14 protein-coding genes are annotated in these 17,278 nt (G+C 52.1%); 5 read left to right on the forward strand and 9 right to left on the reverse strand.

The genetic code is table 11. The annotated features are described in order from the left end of the window. The first annotated feature begins 1 nt into the window (after nucleotide 1). The 4 genes from VF399_12875 (at nucleotide 2) to VF399_12890 (ending at nucleotide 1,885) form a co-directional block, all read left to right on the forward strand. Nucleotides 2-175, forward strand: a complete 174-nt coding sequence (locus VF399_12875) for a rubredoxin (protein ID HEX7321235.1) — start codon at nucleotides 2-4, stop codon at nucleotides 173-175. A gap of 139 nt (nucleotides 176-314) precedes the next feature. Then, entirely contained in the window at nucleotides 315-839 is a 525-nt protein-coding gene (locus tag VF399_12880; protein HEX7321236.1) for an RNA polymerase sigma factor, read from the forward strand. Then, complete coding sequence (locus VF399_12885) at nucleotides 836-1,384, forward strand: zf-HC2 domain-containing protein (GenBank protein HEX7321237.1); 549 nt, start codon at nucleotides 836-838, stop codon at nucleotides 1,382-1,384. The genes VF399_12880 and VF399_12885 overlap by 4 nt, the downstream gene beginning before the upstream one ends. A gap of 39 nt (nucleotides 1,385-1,423) precedes the next feature. After that, a complete protein-coding gene (locus VF399_12890; GenBank protein ID HEX7321238.1) occupies nucleotides 1,424-1,885 on the forward strand; it encodes a hypothetical protein in 462 nt (153 codons plus the stop codon). A 61-nt stretch (nucleotides 1,886-1,946) separates the two neighbouring features. Here the strand turns inward: VF399_12890 and VF399_12895 are convergent, their stop codons facing one another. The 9 genes from VF399_12895 to VF399_12935 all read right to left on the reverse strand — a co-directional run bounded on the left by VF399_12895 (nucleotide 1,947) and on the right by VF399_12935 (nucleotide 16,127). Further along, a complete protein-coding gene (locus VF399_12895) occupies nucleotides 1,947-2,885 on the reverse strand; it encodes an OmpH family outer membrane protein (GenBank protein HEX7321239.1) in 939 nt (312 codons plus the stop codon). A 19-nt stretch (nucleotides 2,886-2,904) separates the two neighbouring features. Further along, on the reverse strand, nucleotides 2,905-5,103 hold the full coding sequence (gene bamA, locus VF399_12900; GenBank protein ID HEX7321240.1) for an outer membrane protein assembly factor BamA: 2,199 nt from the start codon (nucleotides 5,101-5,103) through the stop codon (nucleotides 2,905-2,907). Further along, nucleotides 5,100-7,475, reverse strand: coding sequence for an ATP-dependent Clp protease ATP-binding subunit (locus tag VF399_12905; GenBank protein HEX7321241.1), 2,376 nt, complete (start codon nucleotides 7,473-7,475; stop codon nucleotides 5,100-5,102). Before VF399_12905 ends, bamA begins: the two co-directional genes overlap by 4 nt. A gap of 183 nt (nucleotides 7,476-7,658) precedes the next feature. After that, a complete protein-coding gene (locus tag VF399_12910; GenBank protein ID HEX7321242.1) occupies nucleotides 7,659-8,972 on the reverse strand; it encodes a tryptophanase in 1,314 nt (437 codons plus the stop codon). Continuing rightward, on the reverse strand, nucleotides 8,969-10,591 hold the full coding sequence (locus VF399_12915; protein HEX7321243.1) for a tetratricopeptide repeat protein: 1,623 nt from the start codon (nucleotides 10,589-10,591) through the stop codon (nucleotides 8,969-8,971). The genes VF399_12910 and VF399_12915 overlap by 4 nt, the downstream gene beginning before the upstream one ends. Further along, nucleotides 10,561-11,343 carry a hypothetical protein gene (locus VF399_12920; protein ID HEX7321244.1) on the reverse strand — a complete coding sequence of 261 codons (783 nt, stop codon included), beginning with the start codon at nucleotides 11,341-11,343 and terminating at the stop codon, nucleotides 10,561-10,563. Before VF399_12920 ends, VF399_12915 begins: the two co-directional genes overlap by 31 nt. 7 nt (nucleotides 11,344-11,350) lie before the next feature. Next, on the reverse strand, nucleotides 11,351-12,670 hold the full coding sequence (rimO, locus tag VF399_12925) for a 30S ribosomal protein S12 methylthiotransferase RimO (protein ID HEX7321245.1): 1,320 nt from the start codon (nucleotides 12,668-12,670) through the stop codon (nucleotides 11,351-11,353). Continuing rightward, entirely contained in the window at nucleotides 12,660-13,289 is a 630-nt protein-coding gene (lolA, locus tag VF399_12930) for an outer membrane lipoprotein chaperone LolA (GenBank protein HEX7321246.1), read from the reverse strand. The genes rimO and lolA overlap by 11 nt, the downstream gene beginning before the upstream one ends. Before the next feature lie 222 nt (nucleotides 13,290-13,511). After that, the gene (locus VF399_12935) at nucleotides 13,512-16,127 is read right to left on the reverse strand and encodes a cation-translocating P-type ATPase (GenBank protein HEX7321247.1); all 2,616 of its coding nucleotides are present in this window, start codon (nucleotides 16,125-16,127) and stop codon (nucleotides 13,512-13,514) included. A gap of 118 nt (nucleotides 16,128-16,245) precedes the next feature. On the opposite strand from VF399_12935, the gene VF399_12940 reads away from it, so the two are divergent. Beyond that, nucleotides 16,246-17,109, forward strand: a complete 864-nt coding sequence (locus tag VF399_12940) for an RluA family pseudouridine synthase (protein HEX7321248.1) — start codon at nucleotides 16,246-16,248, stop codon at nucleotides 17,107-17,109. Nucleotides 17,110-17,278: the final 169 nt, after the last annotated feature.

Here is a 17,278-nt window from a genome sequence, read left to right on the forward strand (position 1 = left end):
CATGGGAAAATGGCAGTGCACCATCTGCGGTTATATATATGATCCTGAATTTGGTGACCCAGACAATGGTGTCGAACCGACGACAGCCTTTGAGGACCTCCCTGAAGAGTGGGTGTGTCCCGAATGCGGAGCTGAACGAGACCAGTTTGAACCCTATGCCGAGGAAGAGTTTTAAATAGACCCAATGTGAGGTATTCAAGGCTTCATACCGTAAAACGCACGTATTTCCGTACCAAATATCATAAGATCCTACGGGCTAAAACCAGGTTGGCATGGGGGTTAAACCTTTGAACCGCCAGGATCGTCTAACTTTAATGAACGGTGTTGATGATGCACGACTTATTTTTGATTTTAAACAAGGTGATGAAAAAGCATTCGACCTGCTTTTTGATAAATATCGAACCCCGGTATATTCGATCTGTTTCCGCTACGCCCGGAACGACGCGGATGCACGCGAGCTCACCCAGGATGTTTTTATCAAGGTTTACCATAATATCCGGCGATTCAATGAGCGGTCGAAATTCTTCACGTGGCTATATCGCATCGCCGTCAATACGTGCATTTCTTTCCATCGGAAACAGAACCGGGACGCGCAGGCTGCCGCAGGAGATCCCGTCACGGATTGCAGCCTGGATAAAAAAGTACGCATGAAGATCGCCGTCGATGATGCGCTTGAGAAAGTTCCCCAAAGACAGCGTATGACCTTCATATTGCATCATTATGATGGTCATACCTTCACCGAGGTCGGAGCGATCATGCGCATTACATCCGGTGCTGCTAAAGCCCATTACCATCAGGCGGTCAAAAAACTCCGTGAATACCTTAAGGAATGGTTATGAGTAGGTGCGGTTTCAGCCGGTTCGTCATCGATTATGCTGATGGCGTGCTCGATCCCGGAAAAAGGGAAACGTTCCAGCGCCATCTGGATGCCTGCCCTTCCTGTCAGCGCGAATGCGCTGAACACAGAAAAGTCATTGAGATCATGAGTTTGGATGAAGTGCCATTGCCGGACAGCAATTACTTTGAAGATCTTAAGGTGCGCGTCCGGCAGACGCCGGAAAAGAAAAAACCTTTGCGCTGGTGGGTTTTCCCGGCAGCTCTGGTTCCGGCCGCGGCCGCCGCGGTATTTGTTTTCGTATTGATAGGCGAAATGGGGAAAGCCAGGGATACGGTCGAGATATCGGTCGACATGTCCGGGTTCATGCATGATGCTGATGTCAGCCGGTTGGTTCTGTCAAAGATCGTGGATAATGACCTGACGGCGCAGTTTGAAGAACTGGAAGACTATGTCACGACCGATATCGACGAGAATATCGGCGAGATGAGCGAAACCGAAAGGAGCGAGCTTGTCAAAAAGCTCAATGAAAAATATGGCAAAATATGATATTGGCAATTTCAGTCATAAGATCAGGAAGGAGGTTCTATGTGGCGTTTGATTGTGATCGGTCTGCTGGGTTGTTTAGTCTTCGCTCAGGGACCACCGGATAAGGACGACCCGCGCGAGATCATCGAAAAAGTCAGGATGTACCGTCTGACGCAGGAGCTGGATTTGACAACGGAACAGGCCGTCAAATTTTTCCCCAAGCTCAACGAGATCAGGAAGGCAGAGCAGAAATTTTTCGAGGAACGCCTTGAGATAATCAAGGAGCTCAAGGAGCTCTTAAAAAACAACGCCGCCGATAAGGAGCTTATTGTCGTGATCGACCGGTTGAAGAACAGCCAGGATGAAAAACAGCAGGCTCAGGCCGAAGTCATGGATGAAATGCGCGATATCCTGTCACCGCAGCAGCAGGCGCGGTTCCTTATTTTCCAGGAGGAATTTGAGCGGGAGATAAGGGAGGTTATAAAAGCGGTACGCGAACACCGACCGTCTCCGCCTAAATAACGACGAGCGGAGCCGGTTTTAAAGGTCTGAACGAGCTAAACCTTTTCAAGCACGGCGGCGGTCACTCTTTGAGCTTTGACATCATTGCCCGCAGGTCGTTGGCAAGGGCTTCCTGGAGTTTTATGTCATCGGTGATGCTGTTCACGCGCTTGTCGATCTCCTGCTTGGTGCTGACGTCGATGAACGTCAGCGTATAATCGATCTTTGTCGAGAACTTCGTCACCTGCCCGGTTACAATATAATCACAAAGCAACGGCGTGAGCGCCATGTTCAGCGCCTGGCCGTCATCGATGTTCCGCCCGAGCTGGCGGCGGGCGATCTCCGCCCTGATGGTCGAGCTGCTCACGATCTTATACTGCTGTGAATAAGCATTGAGCGCATTGTAGAGTTCGGTTTGGCATTTCTGTCCGAGTTCCGTCGTCATGGCTTCCGTGTTTTCCTCGCGCAGCGGGAATATCCCGATCGCTTTCTTGATCTCGCTGCCGGGTACGGTTGCAGGTCCGAATTCGCGGTTAAGCTCGCTGACGACAATGTCGGTGATGTTGAGTTCGCTCGATGCGTAAAATACGCCCTGGGAGAGGTCGAGAACAATGGAAAAGCCTTCCTGCAGGGCGATCTTGGTGACCGCATCGTTTATCTTTTTCAACAGCGGTGCCATTAATTCGCTGTTTTTTTGTTCGATCTTGCCGTCGGTACCGAACGCCTCCTGCAGGAACTGGTTATAGGTACGCGTCGACGTTTCGATCTCATCCAGTTTTTTAAGGCGCGCTTCTTCTGACAGGAGGAGTTTCTGGGCTTCGAGCTCGGACTTCATTTTTTCAATGTTCTGTTGCAGGACCGCCGCCGACTCCCGGTACGTGCTGACGAACATGTTGAACTGGCTGTTAGCCGCCGCTGTTGCCTGGTATTCGGCGAATATCTTTGATGATTCCACAAAGCCGATCTTTGCTTCCTTGGAAAACATCAAAAGCGGGATGAAAATAAGTGCCCATCTTTTCATGGATACGCCTCCTGTTAGACTAAAATATACCGAAGGGATTGATCTGAAAATGAGGTTCAAATCCCGGATGATCACGGTCAAATCCATAACCCAGGTCAAAACCGATGACACCCATCATCGGGATCTCGATCCGGACGCCCGCGCCCGCGCCGCGCGACAGGTTATAAAGATTGATATCGCGGTACGAGGGGAAAGCGTTCCCCATGTCATAGAACAACAGGAAAGCAAGCCCTTGCGAGAGCTTCAGTTTCACTTCGAGATTGTTCACAAAAATGGCGTCTCCGCCGACGGTCCTTCCGTCGTCTGTGGGTGACAGTGACCGGTCGGGGTAGCCGCGTACGCCGTCCTCGCCGACCCCGCCTGCGTAAAAACGCTTGTAGTACGGGACTTCATCGACGCTGGTAACCACACCGGTCCTCAGGCGGTTCACGAGGATGAATTTCCAGAATAGCGGGAAATACGTGCGCGCCTCAAAGGTCACCCGGTTATAGTCGATATTGGCAAAGAGGAACTTTTTGGCGAACTCGCTCTGGAGCAATAACAATGAGCCGCTCGAAGGATTGAAAATATAATCCCGTGTATCCCGGGTCAGACCGAAACTGTTGCCCACCGTCCATTTCGGAATGGTGTCGTCGTACAGGCTGTAACCGCTCGAAGGGGGCGAGTACGAGCCGGCAATGTCGAAGATCTGTGTCCGTTCGATCCGGAAGGTGTAACCCAAACGGGTGTAGTCCAGATAAAACGGGAAAGAGAAGTTCGCTGCCATGCCGATATCCCGTTTCGTATAGTAATCCCACAACCGATTCGTGTAGTAAAGTTCTGCACCCACCGAGGTGCGCGTGTCAAAGAGCCACGGTTCCGTGAAACCCAGCTGGACATTTGTCAGCCTGCCGCCGACTTCCAGCTTGGTGTAGATCCTTTGTCCCCGGCCGAAGATGTTGGGATGCGAAAGTTCGATGTAGCCGGTGATCTTATCCTGCGCAGAATAAGCCATGCCGGCGCCGACCGAACCCACGCCTTCCTTCTCCTTGACACTGTAGATAACGTCGACATTGCCGCTGTCATCGGGAGAACCGGTCGCCGGCTTGATATCCTCGAAATAACCGAGATTGAAGACTTCACGCATGGACCTTAAAACCTGTGATTGGCGCACGCGTTCGCCCGGTATCGTGACGATTTCGCGCCGGATGACTTTTTCACGGGTCCTCAAGTTGCCGGTAATGATCACCCGGTTGATGCTGGCGGGCGATCCTTCCTGGATGACGTATACAATGTCAACGATACTGTCCCGGACTGTTTCCACGGGTCCGATCGAACAGTAGATATAACCTTCATCGGCATATAATGATCCCATATCCTGCAAGGTCTTCTGCGCCATGGCCATGTCGTAAACATCGTTCGTCGTGAATTGCAGCACTTTCATCAGCTGGGGTGTCGTGAACAGTTCGTTCCCGCTGAAAGTGATATCGCCGACGTAATATTTCCTGTTCTCGGTGAGTGTGATCGCGATGACCAGCCGGTTATTATCCGCTGTGATCTGCGGTTCTTCGATCTGCACGTCCAGGTAACCGTTTTCCTTGTAGTAATTCGAGATCTTGTCGATGTCCTCTTTTAATTTTTCTTTGTTGAGTTTGCCGCTGCGCAGGAACCCTTTTTCCTTGGTCGACATTTTACGCTTGAGTTTGCTGTCGGAAAAGGCCTCGTTCCCGTCGATCGTTATTTTGCCGATCCGCAGTGTCGTTCCTTCTTCGATGACAAACACCAGCGAGACCCGGTTCGACGTGTCGGCGACAACGCTGTCGCGGACAACGGTATTATAGTACGTTTTTTCTTCATAAAGATCGATGATTCTGCGCTTGGCATTGAACCCGACGCGATCGGTCAGGATCTGGCCCGATTTTAGTTCGCAGCGCTTGAGAAGGTCCTTGCTTTTGATCTTTTTGTTGCCGTAAAATAAAGGATCGCCGGCCAGGAACGGTGCTTCGTCGATCCTTATGACAATGAAAATACCGTCGGCAACGATCGTCGTATCAACCGCGATCCCATTGAAGAGCCGCAGTTTATTGAGGCTGTATATAATCTGGGGGATCATCGCGTCCCTGAATTCATCGCCCGTCTTGCAGCCGATCGTCTGCAGGATAAGCGATTTATCCGTCCACTGGGATTCTACCCTGATATCGGCGATAGTGTAAGCGAAAAGAAAGTATGCGAGTATCACTTTGTCTTGAACTCTAATCGGTCCCCGACCCGGACCAGTTTTATGTGACGGCCGTCCTTGATATTGCCTTTCAAGATCTCTTCGGAAAGCGGGTCTTCGATGAGGCGGCGGATAGTTCTCTTGATGGGACGCGCGCCGTACTGCGGGTTAAATCCCTCTTCCACGAGCAGTTCCCTGCTTGACTCATCGAGCTCCAGGATCATTTTCTTCTCGTGCAGCCGTTCTTCAACCTCGGAGATGAGGATGTCAACGATCTTTATCATATCCTGCTTGCTGAGCTGGCGGAAGACGATGATCTCGTCGATCCGGTTTAAAAATTCAGGCGAGAAAAGTTTTCTGACCTCTTCCATGAGGCGGTCGCTCATTTTTTCGTGGGACAGGGCATTGTCGATTTTGGTAAAACCAATGCCGTCATTCCGCTGGATCTCGGCCGTGCCGATGTTCGAGGTCATGATTATCACGGTGTTCTTGAAGTCAATTTTTCGTCCGTATGAATCGGTCAACTGTCCGTCTTCGAGGATCTGGAGCAGGATGTTGAAGACATCGGGATGCGCCTTTTCCACTTCATCGAACAGCACGACCGAATAAGGCTTGCGCTTCACCTTTTCGGTGAGCTGGCCGCCTTCTTCATAGCCCACGTACCCCGGCGGTGCGCCGATCAGGCGGGAGACGTTGAATTTTTCCATGTATTCGGACATGTCAAGGGCGATCAGAGAGTTGATATCGTCGAACAGAAATTCGGCCAGCCGGCGCGCCAGTTCTGTTTTTCCAACGCCGGTAGGACCCAGGAAAATAAATGAACCGATCGGTCTCCTCGGGTCTTTCACCCCGGCGCGGCTGCGTCTTACCGCTTTGGCGATGGCCGCGATCGCCGTGTCCTGTCCTACGATCTTTTTCCTGAGTTCATCTTCCATCTTGAGCAGGCGTTTGGATTCTTTCTCTTCGATCTTGGAGACCGGGATGCCGGTCCACCGCGAAACGACGAACGCGATGTCTTCCTCGACGACCGCCGGACGCGTGGGGGACAGGACAGTTTCTTTTTTCTTTAATTGTTCCAGTATTTTTTGTTCTTCTTTATGCAGTTCGGCGGCTTCTTCGTACTTCTGTTCGATGACCATGCGCTCTTTGTTCTCTTTGATCTCTTTGAGTTTTGCTTCCAGTTCCAGAATTTTTGGATCCTTGATAACCTTGGACAGTTTGACCTTTGCGCCGGCTTCGTCGATGACGTCGATCGCCTTGTCCGGCAGGAACCGGTCCGTGATATACCGGTCCGAGAGGTACGCAGCGGCCTGCAAAGACTCCTCGCTGTAGGTCACGTGATGATGGTCTTCATAATTCTTTTTTAGACCATGCAGAATGCCGATCGTTTCCTGCACGGTCGGAGGATTGACGATAATGGGCTGGAACCGGCGTTCCAGTGCGCCGTTCTTTTCAATATAGCGGCGATAATCCTCAAGCGTGGTCGCCCCGATGCATTGGAGCTCGCCGCGCGCCAGTGCCGGCTTCAGCATGTTGGAAGCGTCGATGGCACCTTCCGCAGCTCCAGCCCCGACGATCGTATGGAGCTCATCGATAAAAATAATGATATCTTTGTTCTTGGTCACTTCGGTGATGACCGCTTTAAGGCGCTCTTCGAACTGCCCCCGGTATTTTGTTCCGGCGACGATCGATGCCATGTCGAGGGCGATGACCCGTTTATCATAGAGCGAATCGGGAACATTCTGCGCGATGATATCTTGCGCCAGTCCCTCGACGATCGCGGTCTTGCCGACGCCGGCTTCCCCGATCAGCACCGGGTTGTTTTTCTTGCGGCGCGACAGGATTTGGATCACGCGTTCGATCTCCTTTTCCCGGCCGATGATGGGGTCAAGTTTGCCATCCCTCGCCATCTGGGTCAGGTCGCGCGAAAAAAGTTCAAGGGCAGAACCGCGGTTCTTGGCTTTGCTCTTGCCGGCGGCAACCCCTTCTGGCCTGAGCAGCTGGATTATTTCGTTCTTGGCGGTTTCGTAATCAATGCCGATCGATTCCAGTATCTGCGTTCCCAGGCTGCCTTCGGTCCTGATGATTCCCAGGAGCAGGTGCTCGGTACCAACGTAGGAATGACCAAAATTTTTAGCTTCTTCCATGGCGTAATTAAGGCACACCTTGGCTTCATTGCCAAGGGTGACGTCCATCTTTGAACTGACGCCCACGCCCATGGAAGTTTCGATGCTTTTATGCAGTTCATTCAGTTCGATCCCCAAATTTATCAGAACCATCGCCCCGACGCCCTCTCCTTCCTTGATCATGGACAGAAGAAGGTGCTCAGTACCGATGAAATTATGCCTGAATCGCAGAGCCTCTTCGCGGGCAATGTGTAAGATTTTTCTCACTCTTTCAGTAAAACGTTCCTGCACAATAGCTCCTTTTAATAGTACAACATTGTATATAAAATAGTACTTCTGTCAAGCAGGGGCACAGAGATTTCTGAAAAAATCCAGAAATCTTCACTTTCAAGAACTTCATATAATATAAGATTAGACAACACAATGGGTTGAAATGTAAAGCGTTGGTAACTACGATAGCGTAAATCGGGCAAAAAAGTTAAAGAAATGAGGTGGTTCACAGGTGCACTTAAGGACCGGCAAATCCTTGTGATATACACCGGCGATCGCATTTGCCGCGTATTCAAGGTGACGCGTCGTGTAGACCCGGCGAGGCAAGGCGAGCCGGAATTCACAGTTGAAGACGCCGCCGCGGATACCGGTTTCGGTGAAGACTTTTGCCGCCAGCGCGAAAGCCGCGTACTTCGCCGCGCCCTTAGGGCGGACCACGATACCGTGACCACCGACCGGCTCGAAGATCCTGACGCGGTGATTACGAAGACGGTCCGCAAAATAGCGCAGGCTCGCGATATGGCTGCGGATAAAGTCTTCATTCACCGCTTCCAATAGACCGTTCCGCATTGCCGCGATGTCACGCGCGGCCATACCGCCTGAACTCGGATATGATTCCTGCTTGATGATCTCGTGCTGGATGCGGCTGAAGAGCCTGTGGTCGCGGGTGCCGATGAACCCGCCGATGTTGGTAAGCGCGTCTTTTTTATTGCTCATGTATGCGATATCGCATAGTCCGAAAGTCTGCTGGCAAAGGCGCAGGATGCTTTCCGGCCTGCGCTCGTATTCCTTGTTCAAGAAAGCGTTGTCAGCGAACCGGCAGGCGTCGAGAATGAGATACAAACCGTGTTTGCGCGCCAGCGCGGCCGTGTCTTTGATGTTGTCGTACGCCACAGCCTGCCCGCCGTTTATATTATTAGTTATGGTCATGATCACCGCCCTGACCTTTTGAGTTTTCTTGATCATGCGCCGAGCGCGTTCGATATCGAAATTGCCGTAAAACGGCGGCTCCGGCTTTAGAAGGTCGCACGCCGAGCACCCCATAGTTTCAATGTTCCCTCTGGTGGTCTCAAAATGCGTGTTTGACAGGACCATTTCGCCGCTTTTCAGCAAAGCCCTGAACAAAATGTTTTCGGCAACCCGTCCCTGATGAACGATCTGGATATTAGGCAGGCGGGTAATTTCCCGGGCGGTTTTGATAAAATCCGCGCTTGAGGTCTGGCCAGAGAAATCCTCGCGGGCCTCGAACATTCGCGCCCATTGCGCAGAACTCATGGCGCCGGTCCCGGAATCCGAGATGAGGTCGATCAATACCGACTGAGCCGGGACCAGGAATGTATTGAATCCGGCTTTTTTGATGATCTTGACGCGCTGTGCTCTGGTCAGAAAGGACAGCGGTTCTATGACCTTGACACGATACGGCTCCATTACGAACGGCTGCTGGTCATTGTGTCGGGAAGCCGGATTCTTTGACGGCACGCTGACTTTTTTCATTGCACCTGACGCAGTTTCCGCAACAAGATCTTATTGCCGGGATCGTCATTGAGGGCTTTTTGATAAGCTTCCCTGGCTTTATCGATATTGCCCAGCCGAAGGTGCACGTCACCGAGATGCGCCAAAATGACGGCGTCTTCGACCAGCAATACGGCCCTTTCGATATCGACCAGGGCCGAGTCGTATTGTTGCATCTGGAAATAGACCCACCCGCGGGAGTCGAGGTAGTAACCGTTATCCGGTTCGAACGACAGCGCTTTTTCTATGAGCTCAAGAGCGCAAGCCAGGCTTTCCGCGCGTTCAGCGTATGTATAGCCGACGTAGTTGAGCGCTACCGCGCTGGCGGAATCGATCTCGATGATCTTCCGGAAATGATCGAACGCCTCATTTTTGCGCCCCATGCGGTCGCAAAGGTTGGCAAGCGCTTCCCGCGCCGGGATCGTACGGGGATCGATAGCCAGCGACTTCTGGTAATCGAAATAAGCTTCGATCTCCATATTTTGCATTTCGGCGATAACGCCTTGAAGGTAGTAGATCTGGACAAGATCGCCGCCGCGGTGGGCGGCTTCGTTGAAAGCATCGGATGCCAGCCCGTATTCCTTCAGGTCCATGGCAATAAATCCCAGGTACACCCATAGTTCTATGAAGTCAGAATTGATACCGAGCGCTGTCAATACTTCGTTTTTGGCCTCCAGGTATTTGCCCTGTTCCAGATAGATGCGCGCTACGTAGAACCGCGAGTACGTGTCGTCCGGTTCCAGCCGGGAGGTCAACAGAAATTCTTTCAGGGCTTCGGTGGCCAGGCCGGTTTTGAACAGCGCGTAGCCCAGGTTCCTGCGCACCGAGGTCTCGCCCGGATCGATCTGGAGCAACAAGCGGGCCGCGGCAATCAGTTTTTCATACTGCTCAGTATCGGCATACAGGTCGATGAGTCTTTTCCTGACCGTGAGCAGGGTCTCGCGACTGACGGCTTTTTCGTAGTAATAAATGCTCGAGTCCTTGATCCCGAGCAGGTCAAAGCCCGTGCCCACTCCGACCAGGGCTGTTATATCCATGCTGTCAGCGCCGTATGCCAGCCGGTAGAAATCGACCGCGCCGGTGTGATCCTTCTGCCGCCCGGCTATCTCCGCGAGCTGATTGTATACATCGGCTGTCTTTTGTTCATCGGGAATGTCGGAAAGCACCCGGCGCGCCTTGACCGGATCGCCGTTGACTTCGTAAAGTGTGGCGATCGCCGCTTTCAACTCGATGTCATCGGGTTTCGCCAAAGACGCATTTTGATATGCCTCAAGGGCTTTTTTATAATCACCCTTTCCGATATACCCGGTGCCGATGAGTATATAGATCTTGTCCGTTTCGCCATTGAAGGGCAAGGCTCGCTCTGCCCATTGGATACCGTCGTCGTAATGCTGGATCTTGTAATAAGTATTGGCAAGCGTAAGGTAGATCTCGGTCGCTCCGGGATCGATCGCCAGCGCTCTTGCGTAATATTCGATCGCCTGCTTTGCATTCCCGGCAAGCTCGAGATCATTGCCGATGCTGTAAAGCTCATAGGCCGTTTCCCCGGTCTGCGAGCCGAGGAGAAGAACTAGAACTGGAAGAATGCCGAGAGCAGCCATAATTTGTCCGTACTTTTTATCGGATCGTTATTATACAGGGTATAGGTCAGATTCAGACCAGCCGCGTTGCCGCGCGCGCTGAGGTAGCAGCATTCGGCGCCTACGGTCGTTTGATAGTAATTGCTACTGTCGGCGATCGCCGCGCCAAGCGTGGTCAGAAAGCGGACCGCATAATTCGTTCCTTTGATCAGTCCGACCCGGAGGTCGCCGAATGCATCCCATTTGTAATCGGCCCCGGAATTGATCGACCAGCTGTGGTACTGCCAGCCGGGATACCATCCCACCGTCAGTTGCCAGAGGATCTTCTGCGTTGTCCTCATTTCGCGGCTTACCTGGAAATCAGGGGCGCCGGCCGAAAGCTTGAGACGGTTGAAGATCGGTTTTATCCCCGATTCGACGTCGATGAGATGGACGCAGTCGTGCATGAAATACAGGGTAAACAGTGCCGGCGCGCAGCGGTACTCGGTTCCCAGGACGAAATAGTAGTGTAGCCGCCGCGGGTCGAAGAGGACGCCGTTTTGGGGCGATCCGGCAACGTCCAGATCGTCGCGGTAACGGATGAACACCGACGCCGAGCGGTGACGCATCACGGTGCAGTAGAAATCCGTCGAGACATCAAGATAATAGAGCGAGGTGTCGCTGTTTAAGTATTTACCGAAGTGCGCGCGGCCATACAGGTCAAGCGGGAACTCAACTGCCCCGCAGAATGACGCGAGCACAAGGATAGAAAGCAGGCCGCGGTTAAAAATCATATTGATCTCAGGCCTTGTTGCCTTTGGATGCCCGGCCATAAAGGTCTGTCCCCTTTAAAGCGGTCAGTTTCAGCTGGTAAAATCTGCCAAATGCCATTTTTTTGGACCTGCACAATATCCGGCTGTCAACGTCCGGAGCGTTGAATTCAGCGTGGCCGATGTAATTCCCGTCCCGGTCGTGTACCAGCACCGGCCAGGTCATGTGAAGCCGGCGCTTGTTTGCCGCGGTCAGCAATTTCTGCTGGAGCCGCAAAAGCCTGCGATATCGGGTTTGGATCACATCATTTAGAACTTGGCACAGCCGCGAGGCTTGCGTTCCACTCTCACGGCAATACGGGAAAACGCCGACATAGTCGAAATGCCCAAGGCTCAAAAAGGCGTGGAGTTCTTCAAATTCTTTATCGGTCTCGCCGGGGTACCCGGTCATGACCGTAGTGCGCAGCGCGATATTTTTTATCCGTTCAAGACGCGTCAACAGAGTTTCGATCTGACGCCGGGTGACGCCGCGGTTCATTGATCTCAGAACGCGGTCGCTGATGTGCTGGATAGGCAAGTCAAGATATTTGCAGATCCTAGGATTATTCGCGATGGCATCGATCACCGCATTATTTATGGATGCTGGATGCGCGTACATGATCCTGAGCCATCTGACCTGCTTGATCCTGGAAAGCGCGGCCAGGAGCTCCGGCAGCATGGGTTTGCCGTACAGGTCCAGTCCGTAGCGCGTCGTGTCCTGTCCGATCAGGATCAGTTCGTTCGCTCCCAGCCGGACAAGCTCGCGAGCTTCACGGACGATCGTTTCGCTCGGAACGCTGCGAAATGGGCCTTTGATCGCGGGGATGGTGCAGTATGAACAGCGGTTGGAACATCCATCGGCGATCTTCAGGTATGCATACCCCCGCGTGGTCAGACAGCGGACGTTTGATTCTTCGGTATCCGACGCCAGGCTTCTGAGCAAATCGTTTTTCTTCTCGATCGAAAACCACCCGGTCACTTCTGGAAATTTCTTTTTAAGCGCGCCGGCAAAACGGTTCACCGCGCAGCCGTATACGTAAACGCTTTTACCCCCGTGGCGCAGCGCGCGCGCGATCTCCTGTTCGGTCTCATCGACCGCAGGCTGGATAAAACCGCAGGTGTTGATGATGATCGTGTCCGCATCCGCCGGGCGCGGCGCCATGACCGCGCCGCACTTACCCATGGCGCCGATCAGCCGTTCTGAATCCACCAGATTCTTCGCGCAACCCAGAGAAATGAAATGGACCCGGCCGGGTCCGGTTCTAGTCGGTTTTGGATTGTGGAGTCTGCTGCGGCTTGAGCTACTGGTCAATTATCTCGGTTCCTTCAGGCGGTTGGAAAAGGAAGACGTCGCGGGAAATATTCTTGTTGATGCGCGTGTTACTGAAGACGAACTTGTTCTCGGTCCCCGCGCCATCGATGATGGATATCATCATGATATCGTATTTTTTCTTATCGATAAGCAGGGTGATCATGGAGTATATTTCGGTCTCTTCCCTGGGTTTCAGCGTTATTTCATAGCCGTCATCGGCGCTGGCAAACTCCGCATTGAAGTGTTCCTGGTAGTCTTCCAGGAACATGTTGGGATTGATCGCGAATGGTATCTGGCCAATGGCCTGGCGGATCGCCTTTTTTTTGTCCGGCATGTAGATCCATAGCGAAACGCTGTCGCCGACATAAACTTGCGCCGGTTTCTCGATTTCCATGCGGAAAAAGTTGGGTTTCAGAAAAGACAGCTTACCTTCGTAAATGCTGCACATCCCGGCCGCTTCATCGCATAGGGTCTGCGTGAATTCGGTCTGAAAAGTTTTTAGATTATCGTATCTTTTTACTGTTTTTGCGATCACTTCATCCATGGTCTGGGCGTAAGCCGACAGCAAGACTAATCCGGAAATAGCCAGGCATTTAATACCTGATATTATTGTGTTCATTTTTTCTCCTTTTTCATAATCTTAATCATGAAATAAAGCGTTGCTGGGTAATTCTATATATAACTCGGTGAATGTCAACTGACAGTGATTCAAGGCAGATTACCCCGTTTTTTTATTAAACTCCAATCTGATGAAACAGGACACAAATATCAGTGCAGCGATAAACGCCATAGAGATATCAATGTCATCTTCATGTTATCACTGTGATCTTGAGAGCGCCGGTTACTTTTTTTTAGCTCTCTTAAAGATCTTTTCGATCTCGACCGCGAAGAAAATGACGGAGGATAACAGCAGGCATATGCCTAATTCCTCCAGCGAAAGGGGTTGCGTTCTGAACAACGGATTTAAGAACGGTACATAGATCGTCATTAACTGGAGCACAATGGTAAGTGCGACAGCGCCCAGTAGCGGAAGGTTGGAAAATAGCCCGATCGTAAAGAGCGATTCCCGTTCCGAACGGATGGCGAGCACATGCCCCATCTGGCTCAGACACAATACCGTGAAGACCATGGTTTGCCAGTGCGCGTCACCGATGTGTATCGACCAAGCCTGGGTGCCAATGCAGATGAACCCCATCAGCAACCCCACCCAGGAAATATGATAACCCAGCCACTGGGCAAAGATGCTTTCCTGAGGGTGCCGGGGCGGCCGCTGCATTATACCTTTTTCAGCCGGCTCTGCGGTTATTGCCAGACCTGGAAGGCCGTCGGTGACAAGGTTGATCCACAACAGATGGATCGGCAGCAGCGGGATCGGCATACCGAAAAAGGGAGCCAGGAAGATCGTCCAGATCTCACCGAAATTGCATGCCATGACATATTTAATGAATTTCCTGATATTATCGAAGATCCGCCGGCCTTCTTTGATCGCTTTGACGATGGTCGCGAAATTGTCGTCGAGCAGGATCATATGGGAAGCTTCTTTTGCCACATCTGTGCCGGTAATGCCCATGGCGACGCCGATATCGGCCCGCCTGAGCGCCGGCGCGTCGTTGACGCCGTCACCGGTCATCGCCGCGAACTGCCCCTTGTCCTGCAGGGCCTTGATTATCTTAAGTTTCTGTTCGGGCGCCACGCGCGCGTACACCAGGATATGCTCCACCCGGTTTTCGAATTCCTCCAGCGACAGGTCCTGCAATTCTTTTCCCGACAATATTTCGGCTATGTCGTAGTCCTCATCAATGATACCCAGCCGGCGGGCGATGGCGCGGGCAGTTATCGGGTGGTCACCCGTTATCATGACCGGTTTGATGCCGGCGGTCTTGCACAACTCGACGGCATTTTTCACTTCGTCCCGCGGCGGGTCTTCGAGGCCGATGAGCCCCAGGATGAGCAAATCGCGTTCAACCGATTCCGGTGAAAGATCTTCGGGGACATGGTCCCATTCACGCATGCCGATCCCCAGTACGCGCAGTCCGCCGGCCGCCATTTTTTCGTTGATTACATGGATCTTATCCTTGTCTACCACGATGCCTTTCGCCGTGAGGATTTTCTTGTACTTATTCATGAGCACTTCGATGGCGCCCTTGGTATAGGATACGATCCGGTCCTCGGGCGTGCGGTGGAAGGTGGTCATGCATTTGCGGTCAGAATCGAACGGAATCTCGGCCAGCCGCGGGTATTTTACAGCCAGTTGTTCTTTATTAAAGCCGGCTTCATCGGCAGCGACATAAAGGCAGGTCTCGGTCGGGTCGCCGATGAGGTCACCGTCCTTATCCTTGCGCGCGTCGTTGTTCAGCGCCATCGCCAGATACACATCGTGATAAGGGAATTCATGGACTACGGATTCGCCTTTTTTTATCACCCGGCCGTTGATGAACACTTCCTGCACGACCATCCGGTTCTGGGTCAGGGTCCCGGTTTTATCCGAGCATATATACGTGACCGAGCCGAGCGTCTCGACCGCCGGCAGTTTTCTGATCAACGCGTTCTGTTTGACCAATCCCTTGGCGCCGAGCGCCAGCGCGATAGTTGAAACCGCAGGCAGCGCTTCCGGGATTGCCGCCACGGCAAGGCTGACCGCGGTCAGGAACATGAGCGTCACTTTTTCACCGCGCAGCATGCCGGCCACGAACACGATCGCACAAATGACAAGAAAAGCGATCGCCAGTCTGCGGCCAAAAGACGCCAGCCGCTTTTGCATAGGGGTTTTTACTTCTTCTTCCTCCTGCAGCATGGTGGCGATCTTGCCGATCTCGGTCTTCATGCCGGTCGCGACAACAACACCCATAGCGCGTCCGTTCGTTACCATGGTGCTTTTGTACACCATGTTCCGGCGGTCACCAAGGGGAATGTCAGCATCGGGGATCACCCTCGTGTGTTTATCAACGGTTATCGATTCACCGGTGAGGGCGGATTCGTTTATTTTCAACTGAAAGCTCTCGATCAACCGCAGGTCAGCCGGCACGATATTACCGGCTTCAATATAGGCGATATCTCCAGGCACGATCTCGGTTGCCGGAATGACATGGTGCTGGCCATCACGTATGACCGTGGCATTGGGCGATGCCATTTTCTTTAGAGCTTCAATGGCCTTTTCCGCCCGGTATTCCTGAAGGAACCCGATGACCGCGTTGACGACGACGATGACAATGATGGCGATCGTATCGATCGGTTCGCCGACAATGCCTGATATGATCGCCGCGGCGATCAAGACCATGATCATGAAATCCTTGAACTGCGCGAGCAGCATTTCAAACGGCGTTCTTTTTTTCAAACTTTTTATCTCATTGGTCCCGACTTCGGCAAGCCGCTTTGAGGCCTGGTCATGGTTTAACCCGTTCAGGGTGGCATCAAGGTCGCCCAGGATCTGTCCGATATCAATGCTATGATAGTTCATGAATTATCAATTGCCTTTAATTCTTTTAATATAGCCATTTTAAATGAATGGTCAATAGCCTGGCATAAAAGATCCCGCTGGCATTGACTTGCGATGACGGTTGTATATCATGTTGATAATGGTCTACGGTAAAGATCTGCCGCACAAACGTTTTTTTGTCCCTGCCCGCATGGCCGATATGCGCTTGGACCACGTTGTTTCGCTGTTTCTTGACATTTCGCGCAAAGACGCCAAAGCTCTCGTCGAATCAGGAATGGTGTTGTGTAAAGGCATGAAAGCGACGTTCGGATCCAGAAAGGTGAGTTTGGGTGATGAAATAGTTATTTTTATAGATTCGCAAAAAAAGGACGCCGGGATGCGGAAAGCCGAGGCTATTCCTATACTTATGGAAGATGGTGATATTCTGGTGGTCGATAAACCGGCGGGATATCTCACGTGCCGGAGCGCTTCTGAACGCGGGCTATCTGTTTCCGACGTGCTCAAGAAAACGGGTAAAACGGTCTTTCCGGCGCACCGCCTGGACCGCGAAACATCGGGTGTGCTCGTTTTTGCAAAAACCGTGCAGGCTTTGAAGGACCTGGAGCGTCAGTTCAAACAGCGGTCAGTGACAAAAGTCTATATCGGAATCGTGGAGGGAGACATAAAAAGATCGGACGGCGTGATCAGGGGCGACCTTGTGAAAACGCATGAATTCGGCCAGACGAGTTTCCGTGTGATAAAGAAATTATCCCGCGCAAGCATAGTTGAGTTCATGCCGCATACCGGCAGAACGAACCAGATCCGCCTTCAGCTTCTCGCGATGGGCTGCTGTCTGGTCGGGGAGAAGAAATATATTCCGGGCAGGCTGCGGTCGAGCATCGTTTTTCCGAGGGCCGCGCTCCATGCGCGGCAGATATGGTTCACTCATCCCCGTACCGGGCAATGGGTCACGTGCGAGGCGCCCATGCCGGAAGATATGAAACAGCTGGTGGAGACACTTTGATTAATTTATTCATGATTGAAAATAATTGGGGTCAGCCCTCGAAATTAGAAAGTAATTGACAAAATCAGGAAAAAGAATATAATGAGAGTATGGCGCGTCCCTATCGATTACGCAGTGAAAACTGTCTATACCATATCATGAGCCGGGGCGATGACCGTAAAAGAATTTA

The organism is bacterium (genome assembly GCA_036382775.1).
GTDB lineage: Bacteria > Hydrothermota > Tepidihabitantia > SM23-42 > JAOAFX01 > DASVHD01.